Here is a 17,816-nt window from a genome sequence, read left to right on the forward strand (position 1 = left end):
ACTAATACTCCAACTAGCACACCTACTAATACCTCAACAAATACACCAACTAATACTCCAACTAACACACCAACAGATACACCAACCAATACACCAACAAGCACACCAACTGATACGCCAACTAACACGCCAACAAACACGCCAACAAACACGCCAACGGTAACCCCAACTGATACTCCAACCAATACTCCAACCGTAACGCCAACTAATACTCCAACTAGCACCCCTACTAACACTCCAACTATTACACCAACTAATACTCCAACTAACACACCAACAAATACGCCAACCAATACACCAACAAACACACCAACTGATACGCCGACAAATACACCAACCAATACGCCGACTAACACTCCAACAAACACTCCAACCAATACACCAACTAACACACCAACTGATACGCCGACAAATACACCAACCAATACGCCAACCAACACACCAACAAACACGCCAACGGTAACCCCAACTGATACTCCAACCAATACTCCAACAAATACTCCAACCAACACGCCAACTGATACGCCAACTGATACGCCAACAAATACGCCAACCGTAACGCCAACTAATACTCCGACTAATACTCGAACAAATACACCAACAGATACACCAACTAACACACCAACTGATACGCCGACAAATACACCAACCAATACGCCAACCAACACACCAACAAACACGCCAACGGTTACCCCAACTGATACTACAACCAATACTCCAACAAATACTCCAACCAACACGCCAACTGATACGCCAACAAACACGCCAACGGTAACCCAAACTAACACTCCAACCAATACTCCAACCCTAACGCCAACCAATACACCAACTAACACACCAACTGATACACCAACAAATACTCCAACCAACACGCCAACTAATACGCCAACCAACACGCCAACGATAACGCCAACTAATACGCCAACTGATACCCCGACAAATACACCAACTAATACGCCAACCAACACGCCAACAAACACGCCAACGGTAACCCCAACTGATACTCCAACTAATACACCAACAGTAACTCCAACTAATACTCCAACTAGCACCCCTACTAATACTCCAACTATTACACCAACTAATACGCCAACTAACACACTAACTAACACGCCTACCACTACACCAACTGATACACCAACAAACACGCCAACCAATACGCCAACCAATACGCCGACTAACACTCCTACCAACACTTCAACCAACACTCCAACCAATACGCCAACTAATACACCTACAGTAACCCTAACTAATACACCTACCAATACACCAACTAACACCCCTACAGTAACGTCAACTAACACTCCAACTCATACTCCAACAGCAACCCCAACATACACTCCAACCAACACTCCAACAAACACTCCAACAAACACTCCAACAAATACACCAACTGCAACTTCAACTAATACCGCGACTAACACTCCAACGGAGACCCCAACTAATACACCAACAAACACCCCTACAGTAACGTCAACTAACACTACAACTCATACTCCAACAGCAACTCCAACAGATACTTCAACGTACACTCCAACTAGTACCCCTACAGCAACCCCAACTAACACATCGACTAGCACAGCGACTAACACGCCAACTCAGACCCCAACCAAAACTCCAACTAATACACCAACAAACACTCCAACCAACACTCCAACCAACACTCCAACCGTTACACCGACAAATACGCCAACTAATACTCCTACCAACACCCCAACTCAGACTCCTACTCAGACTCCTACTCAGACTTCAACTACCACACCAACTAATACACCAACGACAACTCCAACAGAAACACCAACACAGACACCAACACAGACACCAACTAATACTCCGACTAGTACACCAACAGATACGCCAACAAATAGCCCTACTTCAACGCCAACCAATACGCCAACAGATACTGCAACCAACACACCAACAATAACGCCAACTGTTACTCCTACTAGCACTCCGACTTCAACACCGACAGCAACACCAACATCAACTCCTACTAATACACCAACTCAAACTCCAACTAACACGCCTGCAACTACACCAACTAGTACCCCAACATCAACCCCAACGGATACTCCAACTAGCACTCCAACATCAACTCCTACGATTACTCCAACTAATACACCAACTCAGACTCCAACTAACACGCCTACTGCAACCCCAACCTCAACTAATACGCCAACCGCTACCCCAACCAATACGCCAACTCTAACTCCAACTAAGACACCTACAAATACACCAACTGAAACTCCAACTAGCACACCTACCAATACCCCAACCAATACACCAACTCTAACTCCAACTAACACACCTACTGCTACCCCAACCTCAACTAATACACCAACCGCTACACCTACCAATACGCTAGCACACCTACCAATACCCCAACCAATACACCAACTCTAACTCCAACTAACACACCTACTGCTACCCCAACCTCAACTAATACGCCAACTGCCACCCCTACCAATACACCAACTAATACACCAACTCAGACTCCAACTAACACACCTACTGCTACCCCAACCTCAACTAATACGCCAACTGCCACCCCTACTAATACGCCAACTAATACACCAACTAATACACCAACTCTAACTCCAACTAACACACCTACAAATACGCCAACTAATACCCCAACTCAGACTCCAACTAATACGCCTACTGCAACCCCAACCTCAACTAATACACCAACTCAAACTCCAACTAATACACCTACAAATACACCAACTGAAACTCCAACTAGCACACCTACCAATACCCCAACCAATACACCAACTCTAACTCCAACTAACACACCTACTGCTACCCCAACCTCAACCAATACGCCAACTAATACACCAACTCAGACTCCAACTAATACACCTACAAATACGCCAACTAATACTCCAACTCAGACTCCAACTAATACGCCTACTGCAACCCCTACCTCAACTAATACACCTACCAATACGCCAACTAACACGCCTACAAATACGCCAACTAATACACCAACTCAGACTCCAACTAATACGCCTACTGCAACCCCAACCTCAACTAATACACCAACCGCTACACCTACCAATACGCCAACTGATACACCAACTCAAACTCCAACTAACACGCCTACAAATACGCCAACTAATACACCAACTCTAACTCCAACTAACACGCCTACTGCAACCCCAACCTCAACTAATACACCAACCGCTACACCTACCAATACGCCAACTAATACACCTACAAATACTCCAACTAATACACCTACTCAGACTCCAACTAATACGCCAACTGCAACCCCAACCTCAACTAATACCCCAACAGATACACCAACCAATACGCCAACTAATACACCAACTCAGACTCCAACTAACACACCTACAAATACACCAACTAATACACCAACTCAGACTCCAACTAATACGCCTACTGCAACCCCAACCTCAACTAATACACCAACAGATACACCAACCAATACGCCAACTAATACACCTACCAATACGCCAACTAATACACCAACTCAGACTCCAACTAATACGCCTACTGCAACCCCAACCTCAACTAATACCCCTACTGCAACCCCAACCTCAACTAACACGCCAACCGTAACTCCAACCGCTACTCCAACTAGTACACCAACATCAACCCCAACGGGTACTCCAACTAATACACCTACTGCAACCCCAACCTCAACTAATACCCCAACCGCTACACCTACCAATACGCCAACTGATACCCCAACTCAGACTCCAACTAACACGCCAACATCAACTCAAACTGCAACACCAACAAATACACCAACAACTACACCAACAAACACCCCAACAAGTACTCCAACTCAGACTCCAACTAACACACCAACTGCAACCCCAACCTCAACTAATACGCCAACTGCCACCCCTACCAATACGCCAACTAATACACCTACTCAGACTCCAACTAATACGCCAACGACTACGCCAACCAATACGCCAACCAATACGCCAACGAGCACCAACACACCATCTGCAACACCAACATCAACTCCAACAGCTACACCGAGCAGCACTCCAACAGCAACTTCAACGGCTACACCAACAAGCACTCCAACAAACACTCCAACAAGCACTCCAACAGCTACTCCAACAGCTACTCCAACATCAACCTCGACACCGACTATCACGCCAACTAGTACACCAACTAACACACCAACAGCGACTCCAACTAGCACACCAACCAGTACACCAACGGCAACGCCAACGGCAACTAATACGCCAACGACTACGCCAACCAATACAGTGACTCCAACCGCTACACGAACAAACACTCCAACATCAACTCCAACGGCTACCCCAACTAGCACGGCAACATCCACCCCAACTATCACACCAACACCTACAGACACTCCAATTATCCGAGATGTTATCGTTTCAGGAATTGTTAAGATCAATGAAACTCCGATCGCCTACATGCCAGTCGATATTAACGGAGCCATTGTAACAGCCGATGAAAATGGAGAGATTGTCGTTACACTACAAGAGAACGGTAATTACGAGATCAAGTCTGGACTACCAACCGATCCTGGGGGAGTAGCTGCAATATCCTTCATCAATAATATATTCGAATCTGGTGCGAACCTGCATGCACAAAGCCCGCTTGAAATCGCCATGCAGAGACACGTCGAAATCGATGGTCCTGTCTGTCGCATTCTCCAGGACGGTATAGAGAAGGCCTTCTTCTCATACAAGAACACAACAAGCTCAATTCCAGGCATGCCGGATGGTGTACCTATAGTGGTACCGCTTGATTACAGCGCACTAAATCAGATCTTCTCACCGGTCGGTAATCCAAATCCAGCTCCAGCACCTGAGACCCTATTCGCCATCGGTAATAAGCAAGGATTTCCTCTAAACCTAGCTGCCTTTGAAACAGCCAAAGGTGAATATGCTGGTAAATGGAACTTCCTTGGCGAACAGGTAGGTTTCGAGGGCCTACCTCCGATCTGTGAAGATCGAGGAGATGGCGAATCCTGCTCACCAACTGATGAGAAGGTGTTCGATGAGATCTGGCGCTTTACAAGCAGGGTAGTCATCGCACAAATTAACCTGGCCAACTCCCGCGCTGGTGAGACATGGAAACCAAATCCAGCTACCCGTCTCTTTACCCCTACACGTGGGGCAAGGGTCCTTGCGGCCATAAGGAAGGCGGTAGTTCCTTACTACAATACGTACTCCTGCGAGGTTGTAGCGGCAGAGTGCAGCACTATCAAGATAGATAAGGCTAAGATCAGGGTTATCTTTAGTGGCCTCTATACTAGGGTGCCGAAGGGTCTTGAATCCCTAGGATATGACAAGGAGAGGCGTAAAAAACGTCTTGAGGAACTATTGAGGAAGCTTCCAAAGAGCGTAACGGTCTGCCCTCAGTAACGTTGCATCTGTTGGGCTAAGACGATTTATCCGAATCCACATTCCCCTTAAAACCATCCTATATAGATGTGCTCCACTCTTTTTATTGGGGAGAGTATGTCTGTCCCCCTCTTGGCACACTGCTTGCTGTAGTTTGGAGTAGTGATAAGGACGATGGCAACATAACGTTATAGGACCTACGAGCATACCTAAGGAACATATGAAAACACCCTCTACCAGTAGCAAAATAGCCCAGGTGGCCCTCCTAGCTGAGCAACGCCGCACGCGTCCGGCACCTGGTGAGATGGAGATGACTGAGTTCGGTCGTACTATCCAGTCGCTACTAGGCAAAAAAAGCCCTAATGAGAAGGTAAGTGAGGAGGGGCTTTTTGCCGCCGCTGTATTTAGCCAGATCAAGAGCAAATTTGGCTCAGAGATGGCGCAGGACTTTAAATCTACGTTTAAGCTCACTCTGATTGACAAGACAAAAAACGAAAGGCTTCCCTCAGCGGAGCGCGCTACCAAAGAGGCTTTAAAATTCTTCGTAAAGGCTACGATCATCACCAAAGAAGAGGCCAGGTCAATTCGGAATATTGCAACCCAAGTTGCGCAACTCGATGATAAGGCACCTCTGTGGGACGATTTTCGTGGACTCGATAATTCAATCGCCGTCACCTCCTTTGGAATAGCCCAGGTTCAAATTCAGCAACGGTTGGCTGAGGCAACTGGAGAAACATTTACCTCTTCGCAAAAGCCTACAACAAGCAAGGCTAGCTATCAGGCAGAACCTGCTGCGGCTCAGCCAAAAGGAAGCAAACCTTCCTCCCGGCGAATAAAGTTATTCGGGTAATATTTATCCTGCTCGATTTTTCACAAACCAGTCGCAAAAGAGCTGCATTCCGTGACGGAATGATGTCTTAGGATCATAATCTAGCAGACGCCTAGCCTTTGAGATATCAGCGCTTGTAATATCAACATCCCCCAATTGTGCTGGAAGTAGCTCTATCGCCAATTTCTTGCTCGCTACCTCTTCGACAGTTTCAAGCGCTTCATTGAGCGAAACGGTAGCCGAGTTTCCTAGATTAAAGATCTCAAAACCGAACTCCCGGTCGAGCGCATTTACGAAACCACAAACAAAGTCATCGATGTAGGTATAATCTCTGCGAGTTGAGCCATCACCGAACTTTCTGATCGTTGATCCACTTAGAGCCGCCGATAAAAACAGCCAGGGTGCCATATCCGGCCTTCCGCGTGGGCCGTATACGGTAAATGGACGAACCACATTAATATTCATGCCATAGAGGCTGTAATAGGTATAACTCAAAACCTCTGTAGCCTTCTTAGTTGCGGCATAGGGCGATATAGGTCGATCCGTAGCCGAGTCATCCTCCCTAAACGGAACCTGTTTTGAGTTACCGTAGACGGATGATGATGATGTAACGACCGTGTTTAGTACCTGCGCGTTGCGCGCCGCCTCAAGAACCGAGAGGGTGCCACGTATGTTCGCCTCCTGATAGATAAAGGGATCTTCGATCGACGGTCGCACCCCCGCTCTTGCCGCCAGGTGCGCTACATGCGTAATTGAACGCCCTGCAAATACCCGTTTGAGAAGATCTCTATCACAGATATCGCCCTCAACAAAGCTGAACCTTGCATGAGCAGCTAGTTGCGCTAGGTTTTCTCGCTTGTAGGAGACAGGATAGTAGTCGTTGATATTATCGATACCAATTACGGTATCTCCACGTGCCAAGAGATGCTCGGCTACATGTGAGCCGATAAATCCTGCAGCACCAGTAACAAGAACAGTTTTCATGCGATGTCGCTATTCAGCATAAATTACAGGCTATCAGACCCAGTATCCTCTAGCGCGCTGCAGTTCGGTACCACTCAAGGGTATGCGCTAACCCCTTAGCAAACTCCATCGTTGGGGCCCATCCAAGAACCTTTTTGGCCTTAGAATTATCGATACAGCTACGCATCTGCTCACCGGCCTTGGCGGGTGCAGATTGAACCTCGGCTGTTGGACAGGCGAGATCCCTAAGGCGCTCAGCTAGCTCCATCACCGTTGTTTCTTGAGCCGTTCCGATATTAAATTCTCCGACACTTTGAGTATCAACTGCGCGCCCAACCGCTTCAGCAACATCCTCAACGTAGACGAAATCTCTGGTCTGCATCCCTGTGCCATTCACTGCTATTGATTTCCCAGCAAGGAGCCTTTCACAGAAGATCGCAACAACCCCCGCCTCGCCGTGGGGATTTTGGCGCGGCCCGTAAACATTTGATAGGCGTAGTGCTGTGCTCGTTACGCCCCACACACGCGACCAAAACTCTAGATACATCTCTCCAACTCGCTTCGAGAGTCCGTATACGCTCTCCGGGTTAACGGTATGACCCTCTGGAGCAGGGAAGCACTCCTGCTCACCGTAGACAGCACCACCAGAGGAGAGGAACACAACGTGTGTCCCCTTTCTACCGCGCAGTGGGGTAAGGATATTAACAAGTCCGGTAACATTAAGATCGGTATCAAGAGCTGGCTGATCCATACTGACCCGCACAGAGACCTGTGCCGCCGCGTGAACTATAAAATCAGGCTTAAGCTCCGTAACTATCTTGCGCGCCTCATCAGATCGCATATCAAGCTTATGTAGCGGAACGCCCGCCGCAAGGTTCCTCTGCGCTCCACTTGAAAGGTCATCTAGTACATGCACCTCATGTGAGCGCGCACAGAGACGATCCACGATATGGGATCCTATAAATCCAGCTCCACCGGTCACTAAAACTTTAGCCATAAACTATCCTTGAAAATGCAATAAAACAGCTCTGCAAGTGAAAGATTACCCCCCTTTCCTCCTGTAGTAAATATGCATTAGCCCCTCCGATTTACCACACAGCTAACTCTAACTATGCTAGAATGCACCTATGAGCATCCAAACTACGCCCCTCCAGAGAACAGATATCGCCCCGTTATCAAGAATCCCACCACGGGAGTTCTTGACAGAGAGGCTACGACTCCGTGCAGTAGAGATTAGTGATGCACCACTAATCTTTAATCTCTACGCGAAAGACCCCACCGCGACCAAATATATGTCCTTTAAATGCACCGGTAAGATTGAGGATACTCAGCCCTTTCTTACTCAGGCTGCCCTATCCTTTGCCGGGCAACCCTCCTCGATTAAACACTTTGCCTGGCTAATTCAGATTAAGGATAGCTCTGAATATATCGGCTCGTGTGGGTTAGGTCCCACAGGCCCTACAACGATCTCAGGTGGCTACATCCTAAATCAAAATTTTTGGGGTAAGGGATATGCAAGCGAGGCTTGGAAATGCTTGGTCGAGTGGGCCAAAACACAACCGGAGGTGTTGCGCATTGAGGCTACCCATCATCCTGATAATCCAGCTTCGGGCAAGGTTATGGAGAAGGCTGGCATGACCTACGAGGGCATTTTACCAAATCACCAGGTACTACCCAATGTTAGCGATGAAAAGGTCGATGTAGCGGTATGTGCATGGTTAAGAAATGCGCCCTGAGGGATTCGAACCCCCGACCCCCTGGTTCGAAGCCAGGTGCTCTATCCAGCTGAGCTAAGGACGCACACGGGAATGAGCGCCGAGCCTACACAATCATTACCGCTAGGTAAAGGATAGCCTGCCCCCCATCAAGATCTCTAAGCACCTGGGGACAATACAGCTTTTAGTCGATTTTTACTTGCGTACCTAGCCATCTCGCGGGATCCTAATGGGATCCATGCTTTCTACCCTGATCAAAAAAGCTCTAGGCCTCCGCTACTCAATAACCGTACATGGCCTGGAACAGATCGACACCACCCGGGGCGTGCTTGTGCTCCCAAATCATCCAGCCGAGATCGATCCCATTATCGTCTCAACCTACCTCTGGGATACCCTACGACCACGCCCGGTCGTGATTGAATCGATGTATAATCTCCCGTTCCTAAAACCGCTTATGAAGCGGATAGATGCGATCCCGATGGCTGATATGAACTATGAGGCTGGCCCCTACAAGCGCCGGCGAATTCAGCGCACCGTTGAGGATATAATTGAGATTCTTAAGGACGGCGAGAATGTACTTATGTACCCATCAGGACGCCTCTCGATTACTGGAGAGGAGAGCCTCGGGGGTAACTCTGGATTGGCAACGATCCTTAAGTCTCATCCGCAGGTTAATATAGCTCTGATCCGAATCCGTGGCCTCTACGGGAGTATCTTCTCTAAGGCCTTTACCGGTAACGTTACTCCAGATGTTGTATCTACAAGCAAGCAGGGGCTAAGGATCTTGGCTGAAAACCTATTCTTCTTTGCGCCGCGGCGTAAAGTTGAGATCGAGATCTTATTTAATCCATCAGATCTACCCCGCTACGCCGATGCCCTAACGCTCAACAGGTACCTTGAGAAATTTTACAACGACCCAGAGCCGGAGTCAGCAAGCCTGGTACCTCACAGCCGTTGGACCGGGCGCTGCCCAAGCCTTCCAGAAAAACCTGCGGAACAAAGCACTCAAGATGAGATCCCTGCCGACATTCAGACACGGGTACTGAAGCACATAGCGCACGCAGCGAGTGTTCCGGTTGATTCGATCTCGCCAAAGACTAGGCTCGGTGATGATCTGGGGCTCGATTCACTCACCATAGCTGAGTTGCTCCTATGGGTTGACCGAGAGTTCGAGGTGCACGACGTTGAGATGAGTGAGATAGTCTCAGTTGAATCAGTTCTGAAAGCAGCGGCAGGAATGTTGGGCTCAACAGCACCAGGAGCTGAATTTATTCCCCCTGCGATCTGGACTGAGGGGCTCGAGCAACGCCCCGCGCCTGATCTACGGGGCGCTACAAGTGTTCATGAAGCCTTTCTGACTGCGTGCACACTCTTTAGCAACAAGCCAGCTCTTGGAGATGCTAGGGTTGGCGTGATGTCGTACAACGACGTAAAGCTGCGGGTAGTAACAATAGCGCGCCATATCTCAAAGCTTCCGGGCTCGCATATTGCACTACTCTTTCCCGCCTCATGTATTGGATCAATTGCGGTAATGGCCACAATACTTGCTGGCAAGATCCCGGTGCTCCTTAACTGGACAGCCGGGAAAAGGGCGCTCCTGCACGCCTGTGACTCTACTAATATTGAATCGATCCTAACCTCACGCGCCTTTCTTGATATCGTTGCGACCGATCTTCAATTTCTAGAAGAAAAGCTACTACTGATTGAGGACATACGGGAGCAACTAAGCCTTAAGGATAAGTTGGCCTGCAAACGACTAGCCAGTGAATCTACTCCGCAAATACTGGATGCCTTCGGCCAACGCAAGATCAATAGCAACTCAACCTGCGTAGTTCTCTTTACGAGCGGCTCAGAGGCGCTGCCAAAGGGTGTGCCCCTCACCCACCGTAATATCCTCTCTAACGTGGCTGGCATACTGGAGGCTTTCCCCCTCAAGAAAACCGACGTATTGCTCGGATTTCTTCCCCCCTTTCACTCCTTCGGTTTGACGGTCTGTACCCTCCTGCCCATGCTAACTGGCCTACGGGTTGCCTACTATCCTAATCCTAACGAAAGTAGAAAGATCGCCAAAGCAATCAAGCTCTGGGGAGCTACGATCGCTGCTGGAACACCGACCTTTCTGCGCTCAATACTACGTGCTGGAAAGCCCGAAAACTTTACCTCGCTGCGGGCCCTTGTCTCTGGTGCCGAGCGAGCACCACAGGATCTATTCGACCTGATCAAGACCCTCCCACATCCGATCAATCTACTTGAGGGCTACGGCATCACCGAATGTAGTCCGGTGGTGTGCATGAATCGTCCCGGTCAGCCAAATATCGGAGTTGGAAAGCCGCTGAGCGGAGTTTCGGTCGCAATAGTCCATCCCGAAACGCTCTTAGAGGTTACTGCGGGCGAACAGGGGCTAATCCTTGTTCAGGGTCCATCGATCTTTCCCGGGTATCTTGAATCTCAACTAACCCCATTTATTAATTACCGCAAATCTGAGTGGTACAATACAGGAGACCTCGGCCGTTTTGAGAACGGATCACTTATTATAACTGGGCGCCTTAAGCGCTTTATTAAGATAGCGGGCGAGATGGTGAGCCTGGGTGCCGTAGAGGAGGCGCTCCAGAAACATATTCCATCGGTTGAGGGAGCACCATCCTTAGCCATTCTTGCCCGTGGCAGTGAGGGCGACTCGCGCCCAAGCCTTGTGCTCTTTGTAGAGAGCGAGATCTCAGTTGAGAAAGCAAATGAGATCCTAAAAGAGGAGGGCTTTCCCCCTTTGATTCACATCTCTACAGCAAAGAAACTACGCAGCATTCCGGTACTCGGCAGCGGCAAGACCGACTATCAGAGCCTGAAAGCCCTGCTGGTCTTGCCTTAAATCTAATCATCCTGGGGAATCCTTACAAGTAGGTTCGGAATGCGGCTTAAGATTAGCTCCTTCACCCGTGGATAATCAGGATAGCCATAATCACCACTTGCACCATCTAATCGGATACCTTCTTGGTACAGTTCAACAAAACCACCACCCCGCGGCGTAACGGTACTCGACCTCTTTAGACACCCTGCCTCAACGCACTCCCTCTTCGTGGTCATGATAATATCGTAGTGACGGGGACCACCTGCTCGAAAGAAAAGCTCTCCTCCGATCTCAATCAGCATGAACTTCTCAGAGTTTTTGCTCGAAAGCACCACCGACTCCTGCGCAAACGCTGCAGCACCGTTATCAATGTATCTATCAAGCAACCTTAAGCTCACCTCACTTGGCTGACGCTGCTCAATACACGGTAACGTCCCTACCTGCTGAAGTTCCATTATCACAAGTTGCCTGACATTGCTCTGCAGATCTACGCTCCAGGCGAACCCACTTATAGAGAGAACCGCGTGCGCTGTTTCAAGATCGTGGTGACTAAAAAGGGTTGCAAGTACGATAGCGATCCGTCCGGGATTATGCTCAAGGAATGGCTGAGCTATCTGGGCAGCTAATTGCGGCGGGCTTTCGAGCACGGCCGAAATAACGGTCCTCTCTCGATCTGTCGAGAAACTACCACCAACTGTGTGCGCTAAATCTTGGCTGGTTTGCATACCGTTCATAAATTTCTGACTAGAACACTAGCTTCCTTGTTTTCAACATGCAATTCAATCTTAAAGCAAGCCCCCTTACAAAATAAATATTGAGATGCAAACTGATTTCATCCCATACAGTCTCTAACCACACACGCAAGAGAGTTAATTTATTTTTGAAGCACTTTATCCCCTCGACAGAGCTCTCTAGGTTGATTACCAAGGGGGACTCGTTGATCTGTGTGCTGTTGTTTCATGAGAGCTATTAAAACCGTCACCCCATCCCCCATCCTACCTAACGCTGATATAAAGCTCAGGCCCTGGCAACAGGAGGCCTTTGGGTGCTACCGGGATTGCGTACTACGCGGCGAACGAACGCTGCTGATAGAGGCCACACCAGGCTCTGGGAAAACAACCGCGGCCCTAGTGTTTGCGTTGCATCAACTTAAAAAACGGGGCGCGCGGTGTCTCGGTATCGTTGTGCCAACAGCGCATCTTAAATTACAGTGGGCGCGCGCTGCGGCTGCCCTGGATCTGCACCTCGATAGCTCATTCTCAAATAGCACAGGAGTCCTTGCCGGTGACTACTCAGGTTTTATAGTTACCTACCAACAGGTCGCACAGAAGCCCACGCTCTTTAAACGCCTGACCGCAAACGGCTGCATCATCCTCGATGAGGTGCATCATGCTGGAGATGGACTGGCGTGGGGTGCTGGCTTAAGGATAGCCTTTCACGAGGCAAGCTTTATTATCTGCCTAAGTGGCACCCCATTTCGTAGCGACAACTGCCCTATCCCATTTATCCCCTACGACGAGCTGGGCTTTAGCCTGCCAGATTATTCCTACCCATACAGCCGCGCCGTTGAGGAGGGGGTCTGTCGCCCGACCGCATTCTTTACTTACGGCGGCCAGGTGGCGTGGCGTGAAGAGGCCGGGGATGCGAGCGCCCTCTTTAGCGACGAGCTTGATAAGATCGGTCAATCAAGGCGGCTACGAGCAGCCCTGACGGCGCAGAGTGGCTGGATTGAGCCGCTACTAAAGGAGGCCCATCAGATGCTCATGACAACCCGCCGTGAGCATCCTGACGCCGGAGCGCTACTAGTTGCAGCGGACCAAACAAGCGCGCGCAAGTTTGCCAAACTTCTCTCAACCATTACGAATACAACCCCCGTTGTTGTTCTTTCAGATGAAGCAGAATCAGCTCGCAAGCTCAGAAACTTTAGGGACTCCTCTGAGCCGTGGCTGGTCGCCTGTAACATGGTGAGTGAGGGGGTTGATATTCCACGGCTGCGTGTTGGAGTGTACGCCACTACTGTGCGCACTAAGATGTATTTTCGGCAGTTCCTTGGGCGCATCGTGCGCCGTATTCCGAGCCTTAAAACTTTGCAGGTTGCATACTGCTATCTGCCCGCCGATCCCTCCCTAATCAGACTTGCTGAAGAGATCGAGCAGGAGATTCGCCACTGTATTCGAACCAAGGGAGATAACGATGACGAGTTTGAGCGCAAAGAGGTATCAGATACAGAGAAACCAGATCAACCGGAGTGGGAGGCTTTAGCCTCGCAGAATAGTGGCTTAAACTCAGTTATCGTACACGGTAACCAACTAACCCTCTTTAGCGCAGCCGGATATCAGGATGAGATTCAGCAGGTCGTTAATCAAAAGGTTAGCGCGCGACTAGGTGAGCGCCGCACCCGCACCGAGGAGAAAACCGTCCTTGTGAATGAGATGCGCAAGCTAATTAATATCTACCACAAACGAAGTGGTCGCTCGCATGCTCAGGTGCACTCCCAACTGAACGCTCAGCAAAAGGTAAAGACTCAAACCGCCTGTACAGAGAAGCAGCTCCGGGAACGAATCACCATGATTAGAAAGTTGCTGGGGCAATAGAGAAGAAGCCGCCCCACTACCGACGTTGATAGGTGCGAAACACGCAGCTCTCGCCCCTACTCTCTGCAGCTAGAGAGAACTCGTGCTCGAACTCTGTCAACCAAGCATCCCCATCGTGCTTGCCAGAAACAACTGTAAGATGCAGCTCAGTACAGAGCGGCAAGGTTGAGCGGTAGATCTCGGCCCCTCCAATGATCCAGATCTTTTGGCCATGTTGGGCAAGCTCGCTCGCCATCTCAATCGCCCCTTCGGGAGAGGACGCTAGCAGGACACCAACAGGCACTGACAAAGCCGCTGGATTACGTGAAATAACGATATTGGTACGCCCGGGTAGGGGGCGGAATTTTGAAGGAATTGACTCCCAGGTCTTTCTTCCCATTACAACGATATGTCCACTTGTGAGCGCCTTAAAATGCTTAAGGTCCTCAGGCAGGTGCCACGGAAGCGCGCCATTTTTCCCGATCAGCCGATCATCGTCCATAGCAACTATGGCAGCAACTATCGCAGCATCAATTACTCTGTTCATAAGAACCTACACCGCAATATCAAATTTAATTCGTTCGTGCGCCTCATAGCCCTCAAGGGTAAAGTCCTCGTATTTAAATGAGAACAGATCCTTAACTTCTGGATTAAGCTTCATATTCGGTAACGCTCGCGGCTCCCTTAAAAGCTGTAAACGCGCCCCCTCTACATGATTTGAATAGATATGCAGATCACCAAAGGTATGCACGAACTCATGCGCCTTAAGCCCGGTAACCTGCGCTACCATCATCAGTAAAAGGGCGTAGCTTGCGATATTAAACGGCACACCGAGCATTAGATCTGCTGAGCGCTGATAGAGCTGCAAGCTAAGCTTATCCCCCGCTACATAGAATTGAAACAGAGTGTGGCAGGCAGGCGGCGCAACCTCGGGCAGATCTGCTGGATTAAATGCGATCACAACGATACGACGACTCAATGGGGTGTTTTTTATAGCTTCAACCGCTCGCGTAATCTGATCAACCCGCCCCTTTGGTCCCTCCCACGAGCGCCACTGCTTTCCGTAGACCGGCCCGAGATCCCCGTTTGCATCGGCCCACTCATCCCAGATTGAGACCTTATTATCCTTAAGGTAGCCGATATTGGTGTCCCCCTTAAGGAACCAGAGCAGCTCATAGATAATTGATTTTAGATGAACCTTCTTGGTCGTGACTAAAGGAAAGCCCGCGCTCACATTAAAGCGTACCTGACGCCCAAAGACCGAATAGGTACCGACCCCGGTACGATCGGGGCGAACTACTACGCCGTTTTTCTCAACCCCAGCTTCAGGCTTGCCGTTATCAAGAACGTCTTTTACTAGCTCTAAATATTGTCTCATAACACCATACCGTTAGAAATCTTCGCTAAAGAGCATACGTCCACTACTGCACTAACAGCAACCATAGGTTCAAGGCAGCTCTCATTTTTACAGAGGTAGAAGGTTGGTTTGCCGTTAATAGCCCCCCTACCTGCGAATAACTTAGCGCTGCTCTGTCTTACCTGGCCCACTGGGCTTACCTGGTGGTCCACAGGGCTAGCCTGGCCCCAAATGAGGGCAGTAAATGGCAGATAGTGCGCCCATAGTGCGCGCACCTCCTGCGGAGGCTCCTCGCCCCCCTCGTTACTTATCACAACACAAACCGAAGCACCGGTGGCCCTTAACATGCAGGCTCTAAGCGTTGAACAAAATTGAGCTGGATAGGTTGTCACCTCCTGCGGAACCCCGCGCTCCAAGCGCTCCCCACGCGCCGCAAAGCGGGACTCCCCGGTAAGCTCTGCCAGGATAGTCAGGTTAGAGAGTGAGATCCCGTTCGGAGCAGGGGTTGCGCCATCGCTCCACTCGCAAACCTTAACGATTAACCCCTCAGCGGCGGAGCTAATATAGGCTCCGTGCTGCGCGCTCCATAGACGTTTATCCTGCTCATCCTGCAGCCGCACGGCACGCTCAAGCCAGAGCTCATCTGAGCTGGCCTGAAAGAGAGCAAGGAACCCCTCGATCAGATAGGCATAGTCCTCGAGTACTGCAGCTATTGCAGCGTTGCCCGCACCGTAGCTATCAACACAGAAGCGCCGCAACAACGTCTCTTTGCTCCATAGGTGTTCGCAGATAAATGTAGCCGCTTCGAGCGCTCCATCCAGATAGCGCCTATCACCCAAGAGCTGATAGCCCCGTGCAAGGGCCGTAATAGCTAATCCGTTCCAACCTGTAAGCACCTTGGTATCGCGGTGCGGCCTCTTTCGCTCAAGCCTTGCGGCGTAGAGCATCTCTAACGCTTTTAAGATCGCAGGGTCCCTACTTTCGCTCCATCTAGCAGGATCTGAGATAGTGAGTACGGAGCTTGCGTGCTCAAAGTTCCCCTGCTCAGTGATACCGAACAGATTGCAGCACCGAGCTCCGAGCTCCTCACCCAGTAAGGCCTGTATCTGTTCAGGCTTCCAGGCATAAAACTCCCCCTCCTTATCAACCTCGCCAGCATCCTCAGCCGAGTAAAACCCCCCTGCCGAATCCCTCATATCGCGTAACATATAGTCGAGGGTACGCTCTGCTACTGCTTTATAGAGCTCCGTTCCTGTTAACTGATAAGCCTCAAGATAGACCGGCACCAAGAGCGCATTGTCATAGAGCATCTTCTCAAAGTGCGGAATTAACCACTCCGCATCAACTGCGTAGCGATGGAATCCGCCACCAACGTGATCAAAGATGCCCCCTCTGGCCATGCACGAGAGGGTTAAGTTACTGGCAGAGAGCGTTGCGGCATCGCCCTGTATCGCCTGCGCCCGCATAAGAAAGAGTAGCTGTTGCGCCGCTGGAAACTTCGGCGCGCCGCCAAAGCCCCCGTGTTGGGTGTCGAAACGCATGAGGAGCTGCTCAACGCCGAACTTAAGCACCTCCTTTGTTACTGCATTAGTGCCTAGTGTGTATTGGCGACTCGCATGCTTTGACTCAAGGTAACGCATTAACTCAGAGCTTGCTGCCAGGACACTGGCCCTACCGTTATCGTTATCGTTATTTTTTTGCCACTTCTCTGCCACACCGCGTAGAATTGCAATAAAGGTATCTCGGTAAAAGAAGGTCCCGCCCCAGAAGGGCTTGCGATCGGAGGTCAGAAATACCGACATTGGCCACCCGCCGTGACCATGAATTCCGACCACAACGTCCATATAAATTTGATCGACGTCGGGCAGCTCCTCACGGTCGACCTTGATACACACAAAGTGTTCGTTCAGAACATCCGCTACACTCTGCTGCTCAAAGGAGTCGGACTCCATAACGTGGCACCAATAACAGGTCGAATATCCGATCGAAAGAAAGATCGGTTTATCCTCGCTTTCTGCGCGCGCAAAGGCCTCCTCACCCCATGGGTGCCACCAGACCGGGTTATTCTTGTGCTGTAATAGGTAGGGGCTACTCTCTTGGCCTAGTAGGTTTTTTCCATTAGTCATGCAAGCAGTTGTACTAGCAAGTGGACTGCGGGTCTATCTGATTATAAA

Annotated in this window: 18 protein-coding genes and 1 tRNA gene; 5 read left to right on the top strand and 14 right to left on the bottom strand. The window is 49.8% G+C overall.

The genetic code is table 11. The annotated features are described in order from the left end of the window. The 7 genes from NTV65_08040 to NTV65_08070 form a co-directional block, all read right to left on the bottom strand. On the bottom strand, positions 1-1,304 hold a 1,304-nt coding region (locus NTV65_08040), incomplete at its 3' end, for a hypothetical protein (GenBank protein MCX6115146.1). 6 nt (positions 1,305-1,310) lie between these two features. Further along, on the bottom strand, positions 1,311-1,484 hold the full coding sequence (locus NTV65_08045) for a hypothetical protein (protein MCX6115147.1): 174 nt from the start codon (positions 1,482-1,484) through the stop codon (positions 1,311-1,313). Between the two features lie 258 nt (positions 1,485-1,742). Next, positions 1,743-1,952: a hypothetical protein gene (locus NTV65_08050; protein MCX6115148.1), complete on the bottom strand. Its 210-nt coding sequence runs from the start codon at positions 1,950-1,952 to the stop codon at positions 1,743-1,745. 174 nt (positions 1,953-2,126) lie between these two features. Further along, a complete protein-coding gene (locus tag NTV65_08055) occupies positions 2,127-2,357 on the bottom strand; it encodes a hypothetical protein (GenBank protein ID MCX6115149.1) in 231 nt (76 codons plus the stop codon). A 335-nt stretch (positions 2,358-2,692) separates the two neighbouring features. Then, entirely contained in the window at positions 2,693-2,821 is a 129-nt protein-coding gene (locus NTV65_08060; GenBank protein ID MCX6115150.1) for a hypothetical protein, read from the bottom strand. Between the two features lie 675 nt (positions 2,822-3,496). Next, positions 3,497-3,697, bottom strand: a complete 201-nt coding sequence (locus NTV65_08065; protein ID MCX6115151.1) for a hypothetical protein — start codon at positions 3,695-3,697, stop codon at positions 3,497-3,499. A 207-nt stretch (positions 3,698-3,904) separates the two neighbouring features. Beyond that, positions 3,905-4,405, bottom strand: coding sequence for a hypothetical protein (locus NTV65_08070; GenBank protein MCX6115152.1), 501 nt, complete (start codon positions 4,403-4,405; stop codon positions 3,905-3,907). Positions 4,406-4,424: 19 nt separating this feature from the next. Between NTV65_08070 and NTV65_08075 the strand changes: the two genes are divergently transcribed. Together NTV65_08075 and NTV65_08080 are read left to right on the top strand one after the other, a co-directional pair. Then, the gene (locus NTV65_08075; GenBank protein ID MCX6115153.1) at positions 4,425-5,381 is read left to right on the top strand and encodes a hypothetical protein; all 957 of its coding nucleotides are present in this window, start codon (positions 4,425-4,427) and stop codon (positions 5,379-5,381) included. A gap of 199 nt (positions 5,382-5,580) precedes the next feature. Further along, entirely contained in the window at positions 5,581-6,210 is a 630-nt protein-coding gene (locus NTV65_08080) for a hypothetical protein (protein ID MCX6115154.1), read from the top strand. Between the two features lie 3 nt (positions 6,211-6,213). Here NTV65_08080 and NTV65_08085 read toward each other — a convergent pair whose 3' ends face one another. Beyond that, on the bottom strand, positions 6,214-7,173 hold the full coding sequence (locus tag NTV65_08085) for a GDP-mannose 4,6-dehydratase (GenBank protein ID MCX6115155.1): 960 nt from the start codon (positions 7,171-7,173) through the stop codon (positions 6,214-6,216). A 49-nt stretch (positions 7,174-7,222) separates the two neighbouring features. Continuing rightward, positions 7,223-8,149, bottom strand: a complete 927-nt coding sequence (locus tag NTV65_08090; GenBank protein MCX6115156.1) for a GDP-mannose 4,6-dehydratase — start codon at positions 8,147-8,149, stop codon at positions 7,223-7,225. Positions 8,150-8,279: 130 nt separating this feature from the next. On the opposite strand from NTV65_08090, the gene NTV65_08095 reads away from it, so the two are divergent. Next, positions 8,280-8,888 carry a GNAT family N-acetyltransferase gene (locus tag NTV65_08095; GenBank protein MCX6115157.1) on the top strand — a complete coding sequence of 203 codons (609 nt, stop codon included), beginning with the start codon at positions 8,280-8,282 and terminating at the stop codon, positions 8,886-8,888. Here the strand turns inward: NTV65_08095 and NTV65_08100 are convergent. Further along, positions 8,879-8,952, bottom strand: a tRNA-Arg gene (locus NTV65_08100). The two genes, NTV65_08095 and NTV65_08100, sit on opposite strands and share 10 nt — an antisense overlap. A 153-nt stretch (positions 8,953-9,105) precedes the next feature. Here NTV65_08100 and NTV65_08105 point away from each other — a divergent pair. Next, a complete protein-coding gene (locus tag NTV65_08105) occupies positions 9,106-11,733 on the top strand; it encodes an AMP-binding protein (GenBank protein MCX6115158.1) in 2,628 nt (875 codons plus the stop codon). Between the two features lie 2 nt (positions 11,734-11,735). Here NTV65_08105 and NTV65_08110 read toward each other — a convergent pair whose 3' ends face one another. Next, the gene (locus tag NTV65_08110) at positions 11,736-12,437 is read right to left on the bottom strand and encodes a hypothetical protein (GenBank protein ID MCX6115159.1); all 702 of its coding nucleotides are present in this window, start codon (positions 12,435-12,437) and stop codon (positions 11,736-11,738) included. A gap of 234 nt (positions 12,438-12,671) precedes the next feature. Between NTV65_08110 and NTV65_08115 the strand changes: the two genes are divergently transcribed. Beyond that, a complete protein-coding gene (locus tag NTV65_08115) occupies positions 12,672-14,306 on the top strand; it encodes a DEAD/DEAH box helicase family protein (protein MCX6115160.1) in 1,635 nt (544 codons plus the stop codon). Between the two features lie 16 nt (positions 14,307-14,322). Here NTV65_08115 and NTV65_08120 read toward each other — a convergent pair whose 3' ends face one another. From NTV65_08120 to NTV65_08130, 3 genes are read right to left on the bottom strand one after another with little or no spacing between them, the layout of a single operon-like run. Next, entirely contained in the window at positions 14,323-14,832 is a 510-nt protein-coding gene (locus tag NTV65_08120) for a dihydrofolate reductase (GenBank protein ID MCX6115161.1), read from the bottom strand. Positions 14,833-14,838: 6 nt separating this feature from the next. After that, positions 14,839-15,663, bottom strand: coding sequence for a thymidylate synthase (locus tag NTV65_08125; protein ID MCX6115162.1), 825 nt, complete (start codon positions 15,661-15,663; stop codon positions 14,839-14,841). Beyond that, complete coding sequence (locus NTV65_08130; GenBank protein ID MCX6115163.1) at positions 15,660-17,768, bottom strand: thioredoxin domain-containing protein; 2,109 nt, start codon at positions 17,766-17,768, stop codon at positions 15,660-15,662. Before NTV65_08130 ends, NTV65_08125 begins: the two co-directional genes overlap by 4 nt. Positions 17,769-17,816: the final 48 nt, after the last annotated feature.

This window comes from Pseudomonadota bacterium (assembly GCA_026390555.1).
In the GTDB taxonomy this organism is placed as follows: domain Bacteria; phylum Bdellovibrionota_C; class UBA2361; order UBA2361; family OMII01; genus OMII01.